The sequence below is a fragment of the Corynebacterium riegelii genome, assembly GCF_001263755.1.
Taxonomy (GTDB): domain Bacteria; phylum Actinomycetota; class Actinomycetes; order Mycobacteriales; family Mycobacteriaceae; genus Corynebacterium; species Corynebacterium riegelii.
This window is the reverse complement of record NZ_CP012342.1, coordinates 2,068,841-2,086,858: the sequence shown is the minus strand read 5'-3', so window position 1 is coordinate 2,086,858 and position 18,018 is coordinate 2,068,841. Positions and strand designations below refer to the sequence as shown.

19 protein-coding genes are annotated in these 18,018 nt (G+C 61.0%); 12 read left to right on the top strand and 7 right to left on the bottom strand.

Going from position 1 to position 18,018, the window contains the following annotated elements; translation table 11 throughout:
- Positions 1 to 92 precede the first annotated feature (92 nt).
- Positions 93 to 293 carry a helix-turn-helix transcriptional regulator gene (locus AK829_RS10045; RefSeq protein WP_052205708.1) on the top strand — a complete coding sequence of 67 codons (201 nt, stop codon included), beginning with the start codon at positions 93 to 95 and terminating at the stop codon, positions 291 to 293.
- Positions 294 to 305: 12 nt separating this feature from the next.
- Complete coding sequence (locus AK829_RS10040) at positions 306 to 806, top strand: hypothetical protein (RefSeq protein WP_052205707.1); 501 nt, start codon at positions 306 to 308, stop codon at positions 804 to 806.
- An 8-nt stretch (positions 807 to 814) separates the two neighbouring features.
- On the opposite strand, the gene AK829_RS10035 is transcribed toward AK829_RS10040, so the two are convergent.
- Complete coding sequence (locus AK829_RS10035) at positions 815 to 2,515, bottom strand: ATP-binding protein (RefSeq protein WP_083439831.1); 1,701 nt, start codon at positions 2,513 to 2,515, stop codon at positions 815 to 817.
- A 772-nt stretch (positions 2,516 to 3,287) separates the two neighbouring features.
- Positions 3,288 to 4,541 carry a dicarboxylate/amino acid:cation symporter gene (locus AK829_RS10030; protein ID WP_052205705.1) on the bottom strand — a complete coding sequence of 418 codons (1,254 nt, stop codon included), beginning with the start codon at positions 4,539 to 4,541 and terminating at the stop codon, positions 3,288 to 3,290.
- A gap of 145 nt (positions 4,542 to 4,686) precedes the next feature.
- Between AK829_RS10030 and AK829_RS10025 the strand changes: the two genes are divergently transcribed.
- The gene (locus AK829_RS10025) at positions 4,687 to 5,184 is read left to right on the top strand and encodes an SdpI family protein (protein WP_232305725.1); all 498 of its coding nucleotides are present in this window, start codon (positions 4,687 to 4,689) and stop codon (positions 5,182 to 5,184) included.
- A gap of 176 nt (positions 5,185 to 5,360) precedes the next feature.
- On the opposite strand, the gene AK829_RS10020 is transcribed toward AK829_RS10025, so the two are convergent.
- Both AK829_RS10020 and AK829_RS10015 read right to left on the bottom strand, forming a co-directional pair.
- Entirely contained in the window at positions 5,361 to 6,521 is a 1,161-nt protein-coding gene (locus tag AK829_RS10020; protein WP_052205704.1) for a type II toxin-antitoxin system HipA family toxin, read from the bottom strand.
- On the bottom strand, positions 6,518 to 6,739 hold the full coding sequence (locus AK829_RS10015) for a helix-turn-helix domain-containing protein (RefSeq protein WP_198147762.1): 222 nt from the start codon (positions 6,737 to 6,739) through the stop codon (positions 6,518 to 6,520). The genes AK829_RS10020 and AK829_RS10015 overlap by 4 nt, the downstream gene beginning before the upstream one ends.
- Before the next feature lie 378 nt (positions 6,740 to 7,117).
- Here AK829_RS10015 and AK829_RS10010 point away from each other — a divergent pair, with 378 nt between their 5' ends.
- The 7 genes from AK829_RS10010 to AK829_RS09980 are packed head-to-tail and all read left to right on the top strand — an operon-like array spanning position 7,118 to position 14,203.
- Positions 7,118 to 8,668 (top strand): anthranilate synthase component 1, encoded by a 1,551-nt coding sequence (locus AK829_RS10010; RefSeq protein ID WP_052205703.1) that lies wholly within the window; start codon positions 7,118 to 7,120, stop codon positions 8,666 to 8,668.
- Entirely contained in the window at positions 8,665 to 9,300 is a 636-nt protein-coding gene (locus AK829_RS10005) for a glutamine amidotransferase-related protein (protein WP_052205702.1), read from the top strand. The genes AK829_RS10010 and AK829_RS10005 overlap by 4 nt, the downstream gene beginning before the upstream one ends.
- The gene (gene trpD / locus AK829_RS10000; RefSeq protein ID WP_052205701.1) at positions 9,290 to 10,318 is read left to right on the top strand and encodes an anthranilate phosphoribosyltransferase; all 1,029 of its coding nucleotides are present in this window, start codon (positions 9,290 to 9,292) and stop codon (positions 10,316 to 10,318) included. Before AK829_RS10005 ends, trpD begins: the two co-directional genes overlap by 11 nt.
- Positions 10,305 to 11,729: a bifunctional indole-3-glycerol-phosphate synthase TrpC/phosphoribosylanthranilate isomerase TrpF gene (trpCF, locus tag AK829_RS09995; protein WP_052206503.1), complete on the top strand. Its 1,425-nt coding sequence runs from the start codon at positions 10,305 to 10,307 to the stop codon at positions 11,727 to 11,729. Before trpD ends, trpCF begins: the two co-directional genes overlap by 14 nt.
- On the top strand, positions 11,722 to 12,981 hold the full coding sequence (gene trpB, locus AK829_RS09990; RefSeq protein ID WP_052205700.1) for a tryptophan synthase subunit beta: 1,260 nt from the start codon (positions 11,722 to 11,724) through the stop codon (positions 12,979 to 12,981). Before trpCF ends, trpB begins: the two co-directional genes overlap by 8 nt.
- Complete coding sequence (gene trpA, locus AK829_RS09985; protein ID WP_052205699.1) at positions 12,978 to 13,820, top strand: tryptophan synthase subunit alpha; 843 nt, start codon at positions 12,978 to 12,980, stop codon at positions 13,818 to 13,820. The genes trpB and trpA overlap by 4 nt, the downstream gene beginning before the upstream one ends.
- A 32-nt stretch (positions 13,821 to 13,852) precedes the next feature.
- The gene (locus AK829_RS09980; RefSeq protein ID WP_052206502.1) at positions 13,853 to 14,203 is read left to right on the top strand and encodes a Rieske (2Fe-2S) protein; all 351 of its coding nucleotides are present in this window, start codon (positions 13,853 to 13,855) and stop codon (positions 14,201 to 14,203) included.
- Here AK829_RS09980 and AK829_RS09975 read toward each other — a convergent pair.
- Positions 14,197 to 15,276, bottom strand: coding sequence for an NADH:flavin oxidoreductase/NADH oxidase (locus tag AK829_RS09975; RefSeq protein WP_052205698.1), 1,080 nt, complete (start codon positions 15,274 to 15,276; stop codon positions 14,197 to 14,199). The two genes, AK829_RS09980 and AK829_RS09975, sit on opposite strands and share 7 nt — an antisense overlap.
- A 37-nt stretch (positions 15,277 to 15,313) precedes the next feature.
- Here AK829_RS09975 and AK829_RS09970 point away from each other — a divergent pair, with 37 nt between their 5' ends.
- Together AK829_RS09970 and AK829_RS09965 are read left to right on the top strand one after the other, a co-directional pair.
- Positions 15,314 to 16,291 (top strand): bile acid:sodium symporter family protein, encoded by a 978-nt coding sequence (locus AK829_RS09970; protein WP_052205697.1) that lies wholly within the window; start codon positions 15,314 to 15,316, stop codon positions 16,289 to 16,291.
- A 10-nt stretch (positions 16,292 to 16,301) separates the two neighbouring features.
- Positions 16,302 to 16,607: a hypothetical protein gene (locus AK829_RS09965; RefSeq protein WP_070463187.1), complete on the top strand. Its 306-nt coding sequence runs from the start codon at positions 16,302 to 16,304 to the stop codon at positions 16,605 to 16,607.
- A gap of 80 nt (positions 16,608 to 16,687) precedes the next feature.
- Here AK829_RS09965 and AK829_RS09960 read toward each other — a convergent pair whose 3' ends face one another.
- Both AK829_RS09960 and AK829_RS09955 read right to left on the bottom strand, forming a co-directional pair.
- A complete protein-coding gene (locus tag AK829_RS09960) occupies positions 16,688 to 17,089 on the bottom strand; it encodes a hypothetical protein (protein WP_052205695.1) in 402 nt (133 codons plus the stop codon).
- Between the two features lie 318 nt (positions 17,090 to 17,407).
- Complete coding sequence (locus tag AK829_RS09955) at positions 17,408 to 17,869, bottom strand: hypothetical protein (RefSeq protein WP_052205694.1); 462 nt, start codon at positions 17,867 to 17,869, stop codon at positions 17,408 to 17,410.
- Between the last annotated feature and the right edge of the window lie 149 nt (positions 17,870 to 18,018).

Here is an 18,018-nt window from a genome sequence, read left to right as displayed (position 1 = left end):
CCGGGGATAGTTGCCGTTGTGTAAAGTTTGCTTGACAGTTTGGCATTGCTGGTTTACATTTTGTATATGGAAGGGGACGAAAGGATGATGGCATGAGCATGGTGCGCAAGTGGCGGCGCTGGCTGGAACTTTCCCAGCAAGAACTCGCCGACCGAGTCGGCGTTTCACGCCAAACCATCGCCAACATTGAACGCGGCAACTATTCGCCTTCCGTGTACCTAGCACTGGACATTTGCCGCGAACTTGGCAAAACCGTCGAGGAAATCTTCGGCGATGACGAGGAACAGCTTTAGGGAGGATTACTGATGAAGCAGTACGGCGACACCATTGTTAACTACGTTGCGGACATTGCCCAGGACGAATTCGAAGCCTCGACCTACTACAAAGCCGACTCTGTAGCGCTGTACACGTCCCTGCCAATAACAGCGCTCGTGGGTGCGATCCTTGCCTTGGTACTTCCCGGCCAGCTCGCCATGTGGTCACTGCTTGTGCTTTGCGTGCCTGGGCTCAGTAGCGCCGCCGCTGCCCTCTGGATGCGCAACTACGTGCCACGGCCAGTGTCTAGCCTGCGCAAGATGCCGCGCGGCCTGCTTGTGCTCTACTTCGGCCTGGTCGCAGTGTGGCTGGCAATCATCATTATCACCGGCGCGTACAACCCCGAGGGCGAGTTCAGCGGCGCCGGCACCATCGGCGCGATCGTCGGCGCAGCAATCGGCATGCTGGTTTTCGGCGCGCTCGCCGGCAAAATCAGCGAGCGCAGGCGAGCAAAGGACCAGGCGCGTCTCGACGCCACCTCTGACGACTAGCCGGCCACCTAAATCCGATAACGACGGTTGCGGCTCGTGGGGGGAGCGGTTGGTGAGATCACGTTGGCGTCGACAAGCTTGCGCAAGCGAGGCCGCACACTGCTAAGGCTGACACCTAGCGCATCGGCAATCTCCCGAGCTGAAAGCTCCCCACCTCCCGCAAGAACGTTAATGATCTCTGGGTCCGCACTACCCGCACCACCGTTGGATGGGGCAAGCGTAAACCGATCGGGATCACTCGTAGGCACCAAGCTTCCTGCCGACGCAAGCCCGTTCAAGATCGCTCGCGCGCCATCACTATCAAGCCCCACATTGTCTTTCAGCTCCCGGGTAGACACCGCACCGAGGCCATGCGCAATCGCAAGCGCCACCTGTTCCTCCCTAGTCGCCTTCGGAGCAACCCGATTCAGCCACTGCGCAATCTCCGGAGTCAACAAACCGAAGCGGAAAAGCGTCACAGTGAAATCGCCAATGTTCGCAGTAAACAACGGCTGAGGCAGACCATGCGTTTGCATCCCCGACTTCATACGCTGAATTCCACTGCCCTGATTCTCCGCAACACGCGAAGAGCCCCCAGGCGTGCGCAAATGACTCAATAGGTTAGCCAGGTACTGGTTACGAGCAGTCGACCGATTCTCCTGAATATTGTCCACCGTTCGATCACCCCAAAGACCGCCCGGATTATTGATCTCCACCCGATCCGGATAGATATCAATCTGCACCTGCCGACCCAACACCTGCGGGTTGTAATCCCTATGCATCACGGCATTGACCACCGCCTCACGGATAGCAATCTCCGGAATCTCCGGCTCATCAACCATCGCAGAGCCACGCTCCACAGCCCGCGTACGAAGGTTGGCTAACACAGTCTGGATTGCGTTCTCAACCGCAATCGGCAACGGACCATCACACTGCTTCCGCTCAAGAAAACGCACCTCCCCCGAAGATTTCTCTGTCTGCGGGTGTACCGCAACATCAATGAACAATTGTGGGTAAAACTGCTGCGGATACGTCCCAAGAGCAAGCGTGCCCGCAAGAGTAGGCGTGCCACCCCCATCAACAACATGCAGACGCTCAAGCGCCTCTACATCACTCTTCGTTCCGTACATAAGCCTGGACCCAGACTTAACAAAAGAGCCCAAAAGCGCTTCCCATTCCGGCTTCTCCAGATCATCCAGCGTTGCCTTCGGCGCCGGTGCCAACTCCGCCAAATCCGGTTCATACAAGGTGGCAAGTTGAAACACCTCATACGAAGATAGCCGATGATCACCATCGAACAGCCGCTTATAAGAACCGTTCCGCGGACCCTGGCTTGTGACATAACAAGGCATTAACTTGCCCAACTTCGGATCATCCCTCATCGGGTACACCCTCAAGACAATCACCGGGGCGCCGTTGTACTCATCCGCTTCAGGCTCCACGCGCGGAAGCGGCGTGACACCCGGGTTCTCCTGCGAGGGGCGGAACGCATCCTCTAAGCGATCGCTCATCTGGTGATAGTCAAAATCAGGGTTCACCACAAAACGCCCAGTTTCCTGATCCTCTGAAATCCCCAGAACAATAAGACCCCCACGAGTGTTAGCAAAGGCGCTGACAGTGCTCCAGAACGCTTTGTCGAGTTTGCCCGTACCGCTCTTGGCCTCAATGCAGTGATCATCATCCCGCTGCCGATTGAGGCGCTCCATAATCCTGTTCATGCGATCACTCATGCTGTCAGTTTAGCGAATCTATAGAGTGACGGCCTCACTTTATAGAGTGACAGTTCACTTTTCGGTCAATTTATACAGTGAGGGCGTCACTTTATAGAGTGAGGGGCCTATTCTTCGAGTGACAATAGAGTGACGGCGTAGTGACGCACAGTGATGTGCTGGCCCTGGGGCGGTGGGGGAGCTTTTTTGAATTGCGGAAGCATTCTGCCAAACCGGGGATAGTTGCATTGACTGCCAGGTGATTGCCAGGTTTGAGTTGCGATGAGTCGTAGCCGCGACCCGCCGTGCGTGTGCCACTAGCAGACAATGATTTTGGCCCTATGTTTCCCCAGGTCAGTTGTCTTTACTCAGCTTGAGTTTTGCGTTGTGTGCTAGTAGGCCCACCGGGAGCGCCTTGCAGGGAGCGACACTGCCTCACTGTTGCCTCACTGCTAGACGACATTGAAAATTACCCCGCAAACCCGCAGGTCGAATATGGAGACATTTGGCGGATTTTGCGTTGTAGTCTAGCAAGGCGTGGGTTGGGCGTGGGTGGGGTGTGGGGAGGGCAGGGGAGTGCCCGACAACAAATGCAAAAGCCCAGGCCGCAAAGCGAAATCTGGCAAACACCTGTGAGCCGTGGCAGATATCCCCGGTTTGGCAGATATTTGCCGCAATTGAAAAAAGGACCCCCAGAGGTCTGGAGGTCCTTCGCTAACGGTCCTTCGCCAGCGGCAGCAGTCTGTGCGGCAGCAGTCTGTGCGGCAGCAGTCTGTGCGGCTAGCCAGTGCGGTTAGCGGGCAGCTTCGGCGTTGGCTTCAGTGTTCGCTGGGGTGGAGGGTTCTGCGTTGGCGTCAGCGTAGTCAAGCGAAGTGCTCTTGATCTTGCCTGCGGCGAACTTGTTGATGATCAGCGCAATCGCACCATCGCCGGTGACGTTGGCGGCGGTACCGAAGGAGTCCACAACGATGTAGGCGGCGATCATGAGGGAGACCATGGACTCGTCAAAACCAAGGTTGGCCTGCAGCAGGCCAACTGCGGCCATGATGGCGCCACCCGGCACGCCCGGCGCAGCGATCATCATGATGCCCAGCAGCAGCATGAAGCCGAGGATTTGCGGGCTGGTCACATCAAGCCCACCCATGAACACGATGGCCAGGGCGTACAGCATGATCTTCATCATGGAGCCGGACAGGTGAATCGTCGCGCACAGCGGGACTACGAAGCCGGCGACGTCCTCGTCCACCTTGTTCTTCAGGGTGGATGCGTAGGTGACCGGGATCGTGGCTGCGGAAGAGGAGGTACCCAGCGCGGTGAAGTACGCCGGCAGCATGTTCTTCAGGGCAACGAACGGGTTCACACCAGCGATAACACCGGCGATGATGTAGAGCAGCAGGACGATGACAAGGGTCATCACGATGGACAGCACCAGGACGGTACCGAATGCGGCGATGGTGGAGCCGAAGTTGTCATTCATGCCCAGGCTCAGGAACGTGCCGAAGATGTAGATCGGCAGCAGCGGGATGACAAAGCTGGTGACAACCTTCAGGATCACCGCGTTGAGCTCATCAAGCACCTGGTGCATGGTCCGCGACGGCACCGCGGTCATTGCAACACCGATGACAAAGGACAGAAGCAGCGCGGCCATCACCGGGAACGGCGCTGGCATTTCGACGCTGAAGAATGGTTCGAGGCCGCCTTCGCTGGGGTCGTCGACGGAGGTGACTAGGCCGTCATTAAGAAAAATCGGGTACAGCACGGTTGCGGTGCCCCACGCGATGAGACCGGAAATGATCGTGGACCCGTACGCAACACCGGCGGTGACGCCGAGCCACTTGCCCGCCCCCTTTCCCAAGCCGGCGATGGCCGGCGCGATGAGCGCGAAAATCAACACCGGGACGAAGAAGCCCAGGAAGTTGGAGAACAAGCCGTTGAACGTGACAAACACGCGCGCAAGCCAGTCAGGGAAGAACAAGCTGCAGACGTAACCGGCGATGATCGCCAGCACAATCCACGCCAGCAGCGAGTTCAGGAGTTTCGATTTCATTGCTGAAACCCTTCTACAGTGAACGGGAATTGGACAGGGCGCGGCTCATGCCTACGCTAATTTCTCATTTTCCCCTAAATAAGCACCTGTTTTCCAATTATGGGGCGTTTTCTTTGGCCGTCGCTTCGGGTTTATGCTTGGGTGCATGTCCCCGCTTGCAACCATGACCACGCTCAACGCGGTGCTTGGCACCATTTTTATCGTCCTGGCGCTTGTTTTCCTTATCGTCGGCGCCATGGCTACCGCCGGCAAACTCCCCGGCAATAATGTTGTTGGCCTGCGGGTTCCTGAGGTTCGCAAGAACGAGTCCACCTGGCGCCAGGCCCACCGTGTGGTCGGCCCCTTCTGGATTCTCACCGGTGTGGGCCTCGCGTTGGCCGCCGCGTTTGCGTTCATCGCCTCCGGTTGGCTGTGGATCGCCCCGGCCATTGCGGTGGTTGCGTCCGTTGTTGCTCTTTCGGTTGGTGGGAACTTCGGCGCCAGGGCTGCCCTGCTTGTCGACGACGCGCTGTCCTCCACCTCCGCCGATTCCGCCAGCGCCGGTACCGGTGCTGGTGCCGCCCCGGCCGTGGACCTGGGTGCCTTGCGAAACGCCGCCACCCAAGCCGACAACAAGACCGGCAACAAGACCGGCGGCGAGTAACTCTAGGCGGCCAGTAGCCCCCTGACCAGCGCTAACCCCACACGCCCCACTGGCCTCATTGCAAACAAGGCCGTTTGTTACGGATGTGACAAACGCGACCTGGGGTTTTGTAAGCGACCCCGGGGTTGCTTACAGGATCCACACCCAGACCCACCCGAACCCGCCGGGGCCTACTGTCAGGGTTCGAGCTGTGAGCGTCGGAACCGTAGCTCACGCTCCGCGCCGTAGAGTGCAGAACCTTCCACGGGAATCTCCGCGAGGTTGATACCGCTGGCAACCGTGAGCGCGATTTCATTTGCACCGTGTGCGGCTTTCAGCGGGAGACTAATGCCCTCCGCGAAGGCATCCCAGTCCCTTGCGCGCAGGTTTTTAGTTTTGCCGTTCACTGTCAGTGCAAGGGTGAAGTCGCGGTACACGGCTGTGCAGGGGATGTCATACATGGGCGCGACCTCCCAATTACCTGCTACGTTTTGAACAACCGATATGTTTTTGGCGTGGCAGTCGCCGTTGCCGGTCAGCCATGCGAACACCAACTGCAAATAAAGCGTTCGGGCTGCAATACGCGGCTGCGCAGTAACTTCGGCGAGAGCCTGGGTCACTTCTTCGGCTGTGACGTTGTATTTCTGGGATGGGGGGATGTTGAGGATCTGCGTAGCGTCTTCAAGCGGGAGCCTCCGGCCCCCATACCGATCAAAGCGTTGGACTAAGAGTCCACTGACACCGTTGCGGTCTTGGACCAGCTGTGATTGTGCAACCGGAATGCCTAACTTGGCAGCGTGCTGCAGGTGCAGATGCTCATTTTCCACAAGCTGCGGATACTCTGCGGAGCTGAGTTTCAGGATGTAGTCGCCACGATCGATGGTCAGCGGCGTGTTGATCATGGAGGCAGATGCTTTCCCTTGCACGCCGGCGAGACCCTGCGTTTCCACTGTTTCGGTCAGCGTTTGGAAGTCGAGATGCCCAGGTTCTCCCTGCTGGACGGGTGGCACGGGTTTCGTGCCCGTGGGTACCACGCGAACGTCACCAGGTAGGTCGTTGCCAATTGCCAGAAGAAGGGACAGCTCATCATCCAGCGAAGTCTTCACCAATTTCCGGATGACACTCAAGCGGTGGCCCTCCGGCAGCAGCCCGGTGAAAAAGGCTGGTAGTGCACCGCCTTGCGAATCGACGCCCCCGTCAACCACCGGCAACGACTTCGCCACCGGAGGACCCGCATACCCGGGAAGATACGCAAAGGTGACCCCGCCGTCTTCTTTTCGCACCAGCGTTGCAACGTGGGCATCTTGCTTCCAGACGTCCGCACGCTTGACGGTCCGTAACTGTTCAAGCGAGTTCACGGCGTGACCTCCAGGCGAAGGCCGAGGACATCGAGTGTTTCTAGTGCTGCCTTGAGGCTTGGCGTTGCCGTTCCGTGCTCGAGGTCGCGCACCGTCTTGTCTGAAAGGTTGGCAAGCTGCGCCAGCTGTACCTGGGTGAGCCCGAGGGATTTTCTGGTTTGGCGGATGGTGGCGCCAATTGTTCCGGCGACGACCATCGGATCGGGACGTTGCTGCATTTCGGAAGTATCCTTCGGATTCATACGGGCTCAGACGGCATAGTGCCAGTTTTTCGCTGATTAAAGCATTGAATCGGAAGTATACTTCGGAAAGCGGCCCGATCCCACCCAAATGGGCCACGAAATCGGCCGAAACGGCAATATTCTTCGGAATTCACACGTGGGCGCAAACTATGCGCTACGCTGTCATGCGTGACTTTCAACAACTTGGCCCACGGCAATCTCCAGTGGTGGTGGCTCGCGTAGACGGCGTGCCACAAGTCAACGTAGAAAAAATCTTCTGGCCCGCCAGCTTGAACTCAAACCAAGCGCCGCGGGCCTTTGCTCTAAGTCCCCGGTGCTGCATAAGACAAAGCACAACGACAAAGGACGAACACAATGAGCAAATCCCCACCACAGCCGCGGTTTACAAAGGTAGACGTGCGCTATCACGAGGACGTCTCCAGTTTGTTCGCGCACCTTGGTGGCTGCGAGCAGGAAGACTCCGTGCTTTTAGAGTCCGCTGATATTACGACGAAGTCGGGGTTGCATTCGATGGCGGTGCTCAAGGCGTCGTTAAGAGTGACCTGCAATGGCAACCAGGTGAGCATCGAGCCGTTCACCGAGTCCGGCGAGCTGCTAGCCAAGCAAGCCCAAGAGCAGCTCAAGCCGTACGCAACCGCCGAAAACACCTACGAGTTCCCGGCAAGCAAGGCCGAGGATGAGCGGGAGCGGCTGACGGCGCCGTCGAGTGCGGAGGTGCTGCGCGCCCTGAGCACCAAGGCCGGCTACGGCAACGAGGACTTTCCACTGCTGGCGGGCGGCTTCGCGTTTGATTATCTGGAGACGTTTGAGACGCTGCCGCAGGTCCAGGAGGGGGAGAACACCTACCCAGATTACCAGTTTGTGCTGGCAGAGGTGCTGCTGAAGGTGGATCACCAGGCGCAGACCGCGTACCTAGCCGCCGTGGATGCCACCGGCGAGGGCATTGATCTTTCAGAGCTCGCCATGCGTATCGACGCCCCAACGCAGACCTATACCCCCGCCGCATATCCGGATAACACGCTGCGTGTGACCGCCGGGGTTGGTGACGGGGAGTTTCGCAGCGGCGTGGAGAAGCTGAAAGGCTCCATTGCCAACGGGGATATCTACCAGGTGGTGCCGGCGCGCAGTTTTACTACGACCTGCCGGGATGCGTTTGCGGCGTACCAGCGGCTGCGTGAGACGAACCCCTCGCCGTACATGTTTTATGTGCGCGGCGTGGACCGGGCGGGGCAGCCGTACGAGTTGTTTGGGGCTTCGCCGGAGTCCAACCTGAAGTTTGATGCGGCCACGCGCGAGGTGCAGTTGTACCCGATCGCGGGCACGCGACCGCGCGGGTTGAACGCGGATGGCAGCGTGAATTTGGAGTTGGATACGCGCATGGAGCTGCAGCTTCGAACGGATGCGAAGGAGGTTGCAGAGCACACGATGCTGGTGGATCTGGCGCGCAATGACCTGGCGCGTGTGGCTGAGCCGGGGACTCGCAAGGTGGCGGAGCTGTTGCAGGTGGACCGCTATTCTCGCGTGATGCACCTGGTCAGCCGGGTCACGGCGACGCTTGCGCAGGACCTGGATGCGCTGGATGCGTACCGCGCGTGCATGAACATGGGCACGCTGACGGGCGCGCCGAAGCTGCGGGCCACCGAGTTGTTGCGTGAGATGGAGGGCACCCGCCGCGGGTCCTACGGCGGCGCGGTGGGCTACCTGCGCGGCAACGGCGACTTTGACACCTGCATTGTCATCCGTTCCGCCTATGTTTCACGTGAAACATCGGTGGTTCAGGCAGGCGCGGGCGTAGTTCGGGATTCGGACCCGCAGGCCGAAGCCGATGAAACCCTGCACAAGGCATACGCCGTACTCAACGCGTTGGCCCTGGCTGCCGACGCGGAGCTGGAGGTAATCAAATGACAATTGTGATGCTGGATAACCAGGACTCGTTTGTCTATAACCTGGTCGACGCGCTTCGGGATACCGGCGACCACGAGATGGTGGTCTACCGCAACACCGTGTCCGCGGACACGGTGCTGGCCGCCAACCCGGACCTGATCGTGCTCTCGCCGGGCCCCGGCTACCCGGCCGACGCCGGCTGCATGATGGAGGTCATCAACCGCGCCCAGGGCCGCATCCCAATCCTGGGCATCTGCCTTGGCTACCAGGCACTGATTGAGCACCACGGCGGCCGCGTTAGCCCGTGCGGCCCGGAGCACGGCACCTCCCGACCGATGCGCCTGACCGAGGCCGGCAGGGCTAGCGTGCTTTTTAGCGGCCTGACCACCGGCGGAACGCCCACCGAACCAAGCAACAGCGTCCCTGTTGCCCGTTACCACTCGCTTGGCGCAACGCAGGAGCCGGAGGGGATGCGTGCCCTTGCGTGGGCGGACACTGAAATTGGTGAGGTGATCATGGCCGCCGAGACGACGGATAGTATGGCCATTGGCCTGCAATTTCACCCCGAATCTATTTTGACGCCGGCCGGCCCGATCATGCTCGAGCGCTGCGTTACTCAATTGCTGCAGAAAGGTGCAAACAATGGCAAGTGAAAAGTCTCTGGAAATTCTGCGTCGCTTTTTGGATAACCCGGCGCCCACGCTTGAAGAGGCCGTGGAGGCGTTTACCCCGCTGACTATCGGTGATTATGACGACGTACACATCGCAGCGCTGTTGGCCACGATCCGTACGCGCGGCGAGACCTTCGCCGACATCGCGGGTGCGACCCAGGCGTTCCTGGCTGCCGGCCGCCCGTTCCCGGTGACGGGGGAGGGGATCATGGACACCGCCGGTACGGGTGGTGACGGCGCGAATACCATCAACATCACCACCGCCGCCTCACTGACCGCGGCTGCTGGTGGCGTGAAGATGATCAAGTGCGGCAACCGCTCCGTATCTTCCAAGTCCGGTTCCGCGGACGTGCTTGAGGCGCTGAACATCCCGCTGGACCTGGACCCGGACCGTGCGGTGCGCCAGTTCGAGTCCGCCAACTTCACCTTCCTATTCGCCCCGGCCTACAACCCGGCGATTGCGCACGTGCAGCCGGTGCGTAAGTCCCTCGGCGTGTCCACACTGTTCAACACGATGGGCCCGCTGCTTTCGCCTGCTCGCCCGGAGTTCCAGATCATGGGCATTGCCAACCCGAAGCAGGGCCAGGTAATCGCGGAAACCATGCGTGAGCTGGGCCGCGGTCGCGCACTCGTGGTACACGGCGCGGGTACGGATGAGATTGCGGTCCATGGTGACACCCAGGTGTGGGAGCTAGACCGCGAGGGCGAGATCACGCACTACACCATCACCCCGGAGGAGCTCGGCGTTTCGCGCCACCCGCTAGAGGCGCTGCGCGGTGGCGACGGCGCGGAGAACGCCGCCTACATGCGCGCCACATTTGCGGGCGAAGGCCCCCAGGCGCACCACGACGCGATTGCGCTTTCCGCCGGCGCCATGTACTACCTCTACGGCAAGGCGGACACGATTGCGGAAGGTGTAACGCATGCGAGCACCTTGCTTAACGACGGCACCGTTCAAGCCTGGCTGCAGAAGCACGAGGGGACCGATTACAGTGCCTAAGCTTCCTACGGTTCTGGAGAATATCGTCGCCGGCCGAAAAGGTCACCTTGACGAAATTCATGCACGGCTGCACGGCGTTGCTTTCGACACGTTACCTAAATCGCAACGCTCGTTGTACGAGAATCTGAAGCGTCCGGGGACCAGTTTTATTTTGGAGTGCAAGAGCGCGTCGCCGTCTTTAGGTATGATCCGCGAACACTACGAGCCGGGGGAGATCGCCACCGTGTACTCCCACGGCCACTCCAAGGCGGCGGGCATCTCCGTGCTTTGCGAGCCCGACCGCTTCGGCGGCGACTACGACCACCTAGCCACGGTCGCCTCCACCACGCACCTGCCGGTGCTGTGCAAGGACTTCATCATTGATGAGATCCAGGTATATGCCGCCCGCTACTTTGGTGCGGACGCAATCTTGCTCATGCTCTCTGTGTTGAACGATGAGGAGTACGCACGCCTCTCCGCGCTGGCGGACTCCCTTGGCATGGACGTGCTCACCGAGGTGATCGATGAAGAGGAAGCGCACCGCGCGGCCAAGCTCGGCGCGAAGATCTTCGGCGTGAACCACCGCAACTTGCACGACTTGTCCATTGACCTGACGCGCTCCAAGCACCTGGCGCAGTTCGCACCGGAGGACTCGATGGTGGTTTCGGAGTCGGGGATCAGGGACGTGCGCACGGTTCGCGCGCTCGGCGCGCACTCTGACGGGTTCCTCGTGGGATCGCAACTGACCAGCCAGCCGGACGTGGACCTGGCGGTGCGCGAGTTGGTCTACGGGCCGAATAAGGTCTGCGGGCTCACCAGCCCATCCGCGGCGCAGGCAGCGAAGGCGGCCGGCGCAGTCTACGGCGGGCTGATCTTTGAGGATGCCAGCCCCCGCAATGTTTCACGTGAAACATCTGCCAACATCATCGCGCACGAGCGCGGGCTGAAGTACGTCGCGGTCTCTCGCCGCACGGAGAACTACGGCGAGCTGATCCAGGACGGCATCGCGGCTGTGCAGATTCACGCACCGCTGCAGGCGTCGGTGGAGAAGGAGCGCGAGCTCATCGCACGCGTTCGCGCCGAGGTCCCCGAACACGTCCAGGTGTGGCGCGCGGTGTCCATGACGGATGTCCGCGGCCCGGAGATCGCGCAAGCCATCGCTGAAGACGTGGACATGCTTGTGCTCGATGCCCATGAGGGCGGTTCGGGGGAAAGGTTTGATTGGGGGGTGCTGCGTGGCGTCGATAAGCAAAAAGCTCTGCTTGCCGGTGGGCTGAACCCGGACAATGTTGCGGAGGCCTTGACCACCGCGGTGGCCGGCGTGGACCTGAATTCTGGTGTGGAGTATGCGCCGGGGCGCAAGGATGCGGCGAAGCTGCGCCAGGCGTTTTCGGTGATTGGGAATTTCTATGTGGAGGACAACAATGAGTGAGTACAGTCGCGGCGGCAAAACCCTGCTGCCTGCGTATTACGGTGAGTTCGGCGGGCAGTTTGTGCCCGAGTCGCTGATGCCAGCACTGGACCAGCTGGAGCGCGCGTTTGTGGAGGCCTTTGAAAACGAGGAGTTCATGGCCGAATACCGCGCGCTGCTGCGGGACTACCTGGGCCGCCCGACCCCGCTGACGGAGTGCCGCAACCTGCCTATCAACGGCAACGCGCGCATCTTTCTCAAGCGCGAGGACCTCGTGCACGGCGGCGCACACAAGACCAACCAGGTGATTGGGCAGGCGCTGCTGGCAAAGCAGATGGGCAAGACGCGCATCATCGCGGAGACCGGCGCGGGCCAGCACGGCACGGCGACGGCGCTGGCGTGCGCGCTGCTGGACCTGGATTGTGTGATTTACATGGGCAAGGTGGATATGGCCCGCCAAGAGCCGAACGTCTACCGCATGCGCCTGATGGGTGCGGAGGTTATCGGCGTGGAGTCCGGCGCAGGCACCTTGAAGGATGCCGTGAATGAGGCGCTGCGCGATTGGACGGCCACGTTCCATGAGTCGCACTACCTGCTTGGCACCGCGGCGGGCCCGCACCCCTTCCCGAAGATTGTGAAGGAATTCCACCGCGTGATTTCTGCCGAGGCGCGCGCCCAGATGCTGGAGCGCACAGGCGCCTTGCCGGACACGGTGGTTGCGTGTGTGGGCGGCGGCTCCAACGCGATCGGCATGTTCGCGGAGTTCATTGATGATGAGGGCGTGGAGCTCGTCGGCGCCGAGCCGGGCGGCGAGGGCTACGGCGTGGGCATGCACGGCGCCGCGATCGCCCAGGGCACCGTCGGCATTTTGCACGGCACGCGTTCTTACCTGATGCGTGATGACGACGGCCAGGTCGAGGAGTCCTACAGCATCTCCGCCGGCCTGGACTACCCGGCGGTTGGCCCGGAGCACGCCTACCTGGCCAAATCCGGCCGCGCGAAGTACGTGCCGGTGACTGATGAGGAGGCCCTGCGCGCCTTCCAGCTGCTCTCCCGCCACGAGGGCATCATTCCGGCCCTCGAGTCCTCGCACGCGCTTGCTTATGCTTTACGACGCGCAGCCGAACACCCCACCAACGCCTCCCCGTTGAACATCCTGGTCTGCCTTTCCGGGCGCGGGGATAAGGACGTGGCACACGTTCGCAAGACGCTGGAGGAGCATCCGGATTGGGTTATTTCTGCTAAAGGATCAGATGAGGAGGAGCAGCGATGAGCCGCTATGACGCAATGTTCAAGCGCCTAGAGGAGAAGGGGGAGGGCGCGTTCGTTCCGTTCATCATGCTCTCTGACCCCTCGCCGGCAGAGGCCGTGGAGATCATCTCCACCGTGGTTGAGGCTGGTGCGGATGCCGTGGAGCTGGGCGTGCCGTTTTCTGATCCGGTTGCGGACGGCCCGGCGATCCAGACCGCACACGTGCGCGCCCTTGACGGCGGTGCGACGGTGCAGCAGGCGCTGGATCAGGTGCGTGAGCTTCGCCAGCGCTTCCCGGAGCTGCCGATTGGCATGTTGATCTACGCCAACGTTGCCTACGTGCGCGGGCTGGACCGTTTCTACCCGGACTTCCACTCCGCGGGTGCGGATAGCATTTTGCTTCCAGACGTCCCCGTGCGCGAGTCCCAACCGTTCACCGAGGCCGCCACCGCCGCGGGTGTGGATCCGATCTACATCGCACCGGCGAAGGCGTCGCGTGAAACGTTGGAGGGTGTGGCGGCGAACTCCCGCGGCTACATCTACGCCATTTCTCGCGACGGCGTGACCGGCGCTGAGAAGGAAGCCACCGTGGACGGACTCCGCGAGGTTGTGGACAACATCAACTCCTTCGGTGGGGCGCCAGTGCTGTTGGGCTTTGGCATTTCCCGCCCGGAGCACGTGCGCGACGCGATTGCCGCGGGTGCCTCAGGTGCCATCACGGGTTCCGCGATCAGCAACATCATTGCCAAATACACCGAGCACACCCACCCGAATCCGGGGCGTGTGACCGATATGGATGGGCTGAAAGCGGAGCTGTCTGACTACGTCCGGGCTATGAAGCAAGCTACGGTGAAGGCATGACAAACCCGAACCCGCACACCTGCTCCCGCCGCATGTTCATCCTCGGCTCCGCGGCAACCTTCGCCGGCGCGTTCCTGGCCGCCTGTGGTCAGGAGCCGACCGCGGAGCTTGCCAAAACCGAGGTACCTGTTGGCAGCGCGGTGATTATGGATCGCTTCATCATCGCCCAGCCAACCGAGGGCAACTTCGTGGCGTACTCCACCATGTGCCCGCACCAGGGCGCGAAGATCACGGTGGTTAACGGTGATGAGGTGCGCTGCACCAAGCACGGTTCCACCTTCAGCATTGTGGACGGCTCCGTGACCTCCGGCCCGTCCGAGTCCGGCATGATGACGGCCGCGCTTGCAGACAACGGCGACACCGTCACCGCGAGTAATCAGTAAGCCCTGAAGTAGGAGTCCGGGTACGGCAGCTTGGCGTGATCCACGCCGAGCTCCTCCAGGGCATCAATGGCCCACTCCGCGTTGCGCAGGGCGGCGCGCCCGATCATGACGGCGTCCGCGTCGCCTGCTTCCAGAATGTTTTCGGCCTGCTGGGCGTCCGTGATTAAACCCACGGCCGCTACCGGCAGGCCGCTTGCGTCTTTCAGCGCCCGGGCAAACGGCACCTGGTAGCCGGGTTCAACGGGAATGTTGGCGCGGACGTTGCCGCTAGAGGAGACGTCGATAAAATCAACGCCCTTGTCGCGCAACTGGGCGCCAAGCCAGCGGGAGTCATCCAACGTCCAGCCTTCCGGGTCCAGCCACTCGGAGGCAGACAGGCGGACCAACAGTGGCATGCCGTCCGGCAGCACCTCGCGCACGGCGGACACCACCTCAAGCAACAAACGCGTCCGGTTCTCGCGCGAGCCGCCATACCCATCGCTTCGCTGGTTCGACAGCGGCGAGAGGAACTGGTGCAGCAGGTAGCCGTGCGCCGCGTGGATTTCCACGAAGTCGAAGCCGGCCTCCACGGCACGGGTCGCCGCGGTGGTAAAGAGCGCGGGAAGCTCACGGACCTCCTCCAGTGTCAGTTCGCGCGGTTCGGCATGGCCCTCGGATGGGATGGGGGAGGGCGCGGTGGTTTGCCACCCGGCGTCGTCAAGCGGAATGCTCCTGCGGCCGGTCACTTGGGGCAGCATCGGGTACGTGGAGGCTTTGCGGCCGGCGTGGTTGAGTTGGATGCCCATCGCGGCGCCGAGCGACTTGGCAAGCGAGACGATTGGCGCCCACGCGTCGACGTGCTCCTGGCTCCACAAGCCGGCGCAGTAATTGGAGATCCGGCCCTCCGGCACAATCGCGGTGGCTTCCGCGACGATGAGCCCGAAGCCGCCGGCGGCACGCGCGCCGTAGTGCATCATGTGCCACGCGCCCGGGATACCGTCTTCGTTGCAGCAGCGATACTGGCACATGGGCGGAAGCCAGATGCGGTTGCGGACGGTCAGGGAGCGAAGGGTGAGCGGTTCGTTGAGGAGCATGCCGCCAGAATAGCTACGAGTTCGTAGAATTACCCGCATGCCTGGTTTTCTTGAAGGTTTCTTAAAACGGTTCGACCCGCTGCTTGTGGGCATCTTCGCCTCGATGGTCATCGCGTTCATTGTGCCGGCGAGCGGCAGCTTTGCGGACGGGTTTGCCGTGGCGGTGAAGCTTGCCATTGCGCTGCTGTTCTTCCTGTACGGCGCGCGCCTTTCCACCCATGAAGCGATGAAAGGCCTGACCAACTGGCGCCTTCACCTCCTGATTCTTGCGTTCACCTTCCTGATTTACCCGGTGATTGGCGTGCTGCTCCGGCCAACTACGGCGTTTTTGTCGCAGGAGATTTACCAGGGCATCCTGTTTGCCATGTTGGTGCCGTCCACGGTGCAGTCCTCGGTGGCGCTGACCGGTATTGCGCGGGGCAATGTGTCGGGGGCGGTGGTGGCGGCGTCGGTGTCGTCGCTAGTCGGTGTGGTGGCAACGCCTGTGCTGGTGATGCTGCTGATGGGCACCGGGACGGGCGTGCGTATCGACGCCACCGTGTTCACCAACATCGCCCTCCAACTCCTCCTGCCGTTCGTACTTGGCCAGCTGGCGCACAATTACGTGCCGCGGGCAAAAGAGATTGCCAAGTCCAAGGCCACGAAGATAGTGGACCGCGGTTCCATCTGGATGGTGGTCTACTCCGCGTTTTCCAGCGGCGTGGTCTCCGGCGTGTGGTCAAATGTGAAGCTGTGGGAGATCGTCTTCCTGGCCGTATTCGCCGTTGTGTTGGTGGTGGCGATGCTGTGGCTTTCCAAGGTTCTCCCGCAGGCGCTGGGCTTCAACCGCGAGGACCGCATTGCTGTGCAGATGTGCGGCACGCAGAAGTCGCTCGCCACCGGCCTGCCCATGGCAACGGTGATCTTCGGCGGCGCGCAGCTGGGCGTGCTGATTGTCCCGCTGATGATCTATCACATGATCCAGATCGTGACGTGCTCCGCGTACGCTTCGCGGCTTCACGCGGAAACCGCCTAGAGTGTTTCACGTGAAACATTACGTGCGCATCCACTACACCGTCCCAGAGCTCGGCGGCGAGCTGCTGAACATCGCGGAGCTTGAAGAGCGCAGCGCCTCCGAATGCGCGATGCTCCGCATGATCGAACTCGACCCGGCGGAAACCATCACCGGCATCTTCATCGACGGCCGCGTCATCGGCCAGGCCAACCAGCCCCTCGACGTGGTCCCGCACCCCGACCTCTACAGCCAGCTCGAAGGCATCCGCGCCACGCGCCTCACGCCGGAGGAGTTCGAGGGCCTGTGGGAAGAGGCCGCTGCCAAGTTCCCGCATTAGGGCTTCTTGCTTACCGACGCCAAATCCCACCCCAGCTTCCAGCCAGGGTGGGATTTTTCTACGTGGAGGGGAAGTTCTGCTTAGAACGGGAGCTTCAGGCCGCCGCCGTTGGTCAGGAACGCGATAACAGCCAGGATCGCGGCGGTGATGCCGGTGCCCAGCAGGATGTTGGCGGTCTTGCCCGGCTCCCAGTCATTAGCCTTGTCAGACTTCAGGGAGGATGCGAGCGGGCCAAGCGCCTTGTCCTGGTCGTCCTTGTCCAGGGCGCTCTTTACCGGGCCCTTGGCCTTGTCCTTGTTATCCTTGGCGTAGTCGATGGCCTCCTCATTGGTGTACTCCGAAGACTTCTTGTTGTTGCCTTCCTGGCTGCCAACGGAGGAACCGCCATTCCCCGAGCTGCCTTCCTCTTCTGCCATTGCCGGAACAGTGGCGAGGGACATTGCAGTTGCGGCTGCGATTGCAGCGGTAGTGATGCGCTTCATGTGACAGTCCTTTCATCACGAGTAAGCAATAAAGCGAGTAAGGATTACAGCGACCGGATACCTCTCGGCTTTCGTTCGCTTGTTTTGCCAACCTAACTACTTGACGCTTGGGAGACCATTGCTTGGTCCGCACAACTACTATGTGTTTTTCTGACAATCCTCTGGCATTTGGTGGGGGAGAGGGGTTCTGGGGGTTCTGGGGGTTAGCGCCGGGCAAAAGAAAAGCAGCCACGTCTCGCTTGGCGAGTGACTGCTAAAAACTTGCCTGTTGGCTAGCTTTGTTGGCTAGCTCTTGGCCAGCACTTGGCTTGTGCCGAATTAGAACGGCAGCTGCAGGCCCGGAACCAGGCCGGAGTTAACAACGAATGCGATCAGAGCCAGCAGAGCAGCGGTGATGCCGGTGCCCAGCAGGATGTCAGCGGTGGTGCCCGGTGCCCAGCCCTGAGCAGCGTCGGACTTCAGGGAGGAGATGAGCGGCTTCAGAGCCTTCTCGCGCTCTTCCGGGGTGTCCTTCTCTGCAGCCTTCTTCACCAGGCCGGTGAGCTCATCAGACTTCTTGTTCGCGTAGTCGATTGCATCCTGGTCCGAGAGCTCGGAAGACTTCTTCTTGGTCTCGCCGTCCTTGGAGGAGCCGCCCTTGTCACCCTCCTTGTCCTGCTGCTGGGAGGAGCCCTGGTTCTCGTTGGAGGAGCCGCCCTTGTTGTCCTCAGCGAAAGCCGGGGTAGCAACGAGGGACAGAGCGGTAGCTGCAGCAACTGCTGCGGTGGTGATGCGCTTCATGTGAAGTTCCTTTCGGAGGGGATTAAACACGGAAATAAACAGTGACAGCCATCCCAACAAAGGGATTTGAAGGGGAAGCTATTTGGTCTATCGAAGCACTTATCCATTCCGTTACAACATGTTTTGACCAGCAAAATCACGCTAAAGAT

What these genes read in the sequence shown, in the direction of transcription:
- AK829_RS09975 (WP_052205698.1), bottom strand. Translation starts at nt 15,276, where the DNA reads ATGCTCCTCAACGAACCGCTCACCCTTCGCTCCCTGACCGTCCGCAAC.
- trpA (WP_052205699.1), top strand. Translation starts at nt 12,978, where the DNA reads ATGAGCCGCTATGACGCAATGTTCAAGCGCCTAGAGGAGAAGGGGGAG.
- AK829_RS10030 (WP_052205705.1), bottom strand. Translation starts at nt 4,541, where the DNA reads ATGAAATCGAAACTCCTGAACTCGCTGCTGGCGTGGATTGTGCTGGCG.
- trpD (WP_052205701.1), top strand. Translation starts at nt 9,290, where the DNA reads ATGGCAAGTGAAAAGTCTCTGGAAATTCTGCGTCGCTTTTTGGATAAC.
- AK829_RS10005 (WP_052205702.1), top strand. Translation starts at nt 8,665, where the DNA reads ATGACAATTGTGATGCTGGATAACCAGGACTCGTTTGTCTATAACCTG.
- AK829_RS09960 (WP_052205695.1), bottom strand. Translation starts at nt 17,089, where the DNA reads ATGAAGCGCATCACTACCGCTGCAATCGCAGCCGCAACTGCAATGTCC.
- AK829_RS10025 (WP_232305725.1), top strand. Translation starts at nt 4,687, where the DNA reads ATGTCCCCGCTTGCAACCATGACCACGCTCAACGCGGTGCTTGGCACC.
- AK829_RS09980 (WP_052206502.1), top strand. Translation starts at nt 13,853, where the DNA reads ATGTTCATCCTCGGCTCCGCGGCAACCTTCGCCGGCGCGTTCCTGGCC.
- AK829_RS10045 (WP_052205708.1), top strand. Translation starts at nt 93, where the DNA reads ATGAGCATGGTGCGCAAGTGGCGGCGCTGGCTGGAACTTTCCCAGCAA.
- AK829_RS10035 (WP_083439831.1), bottom strand. Translation starts at nt 2,515, where the DNA reads ATGAGTGATCGCATGAACAGGATTATGGAGCGCCTCAATCGGCAGCGG.
- AK829_RS10040 (WP_052205707.1), top strand. Translation starts at nt 306, where the DNA reads ATGAAGCAGTACGGCGACACCATTGTTAACTACGTTGCGGACATTGCC.
- AK829_RS09955 (WP_052205694.1), bottom strand. Translation starts at nt 17,869, where the DNA reads ATGAAGCGCATCACCACCGCAGCAGTTGCTGCAGCTACCGCTCTGTCC.
- AK829_RS10010 (WP_052205703.1), top strand. Translation starts at nt 7,118, where the DNA reads ATGAGCAAATCCCCACCACAGCCGCGGTTTACAAAGGTAGACGTGCGC.
- AK829_RS09970 (WP_052205697.1), top strand. Translation starts at nt 15,314, where the DNA reads ATGCCTGGTTTTCTTGAAGGTTTCTTAAAACGGTTCGACCCGCTGCTT.
- AK829_RS10015 (WP_198147762.1), bottom strand. Translation starts at nt 6,739, where the DNA reads ATGCAGCAACGTCCCGATCCGATGGTCGTCGCCGGAACAATTGGCGCC.
- trpB (WP_052205700.1), top strand. Translation starts at nt 11,722, where the DNA reads ATGAGTGAGTACAGTCGCGGCGGCAAAACCCTGCTGCCTGCGTATTAC.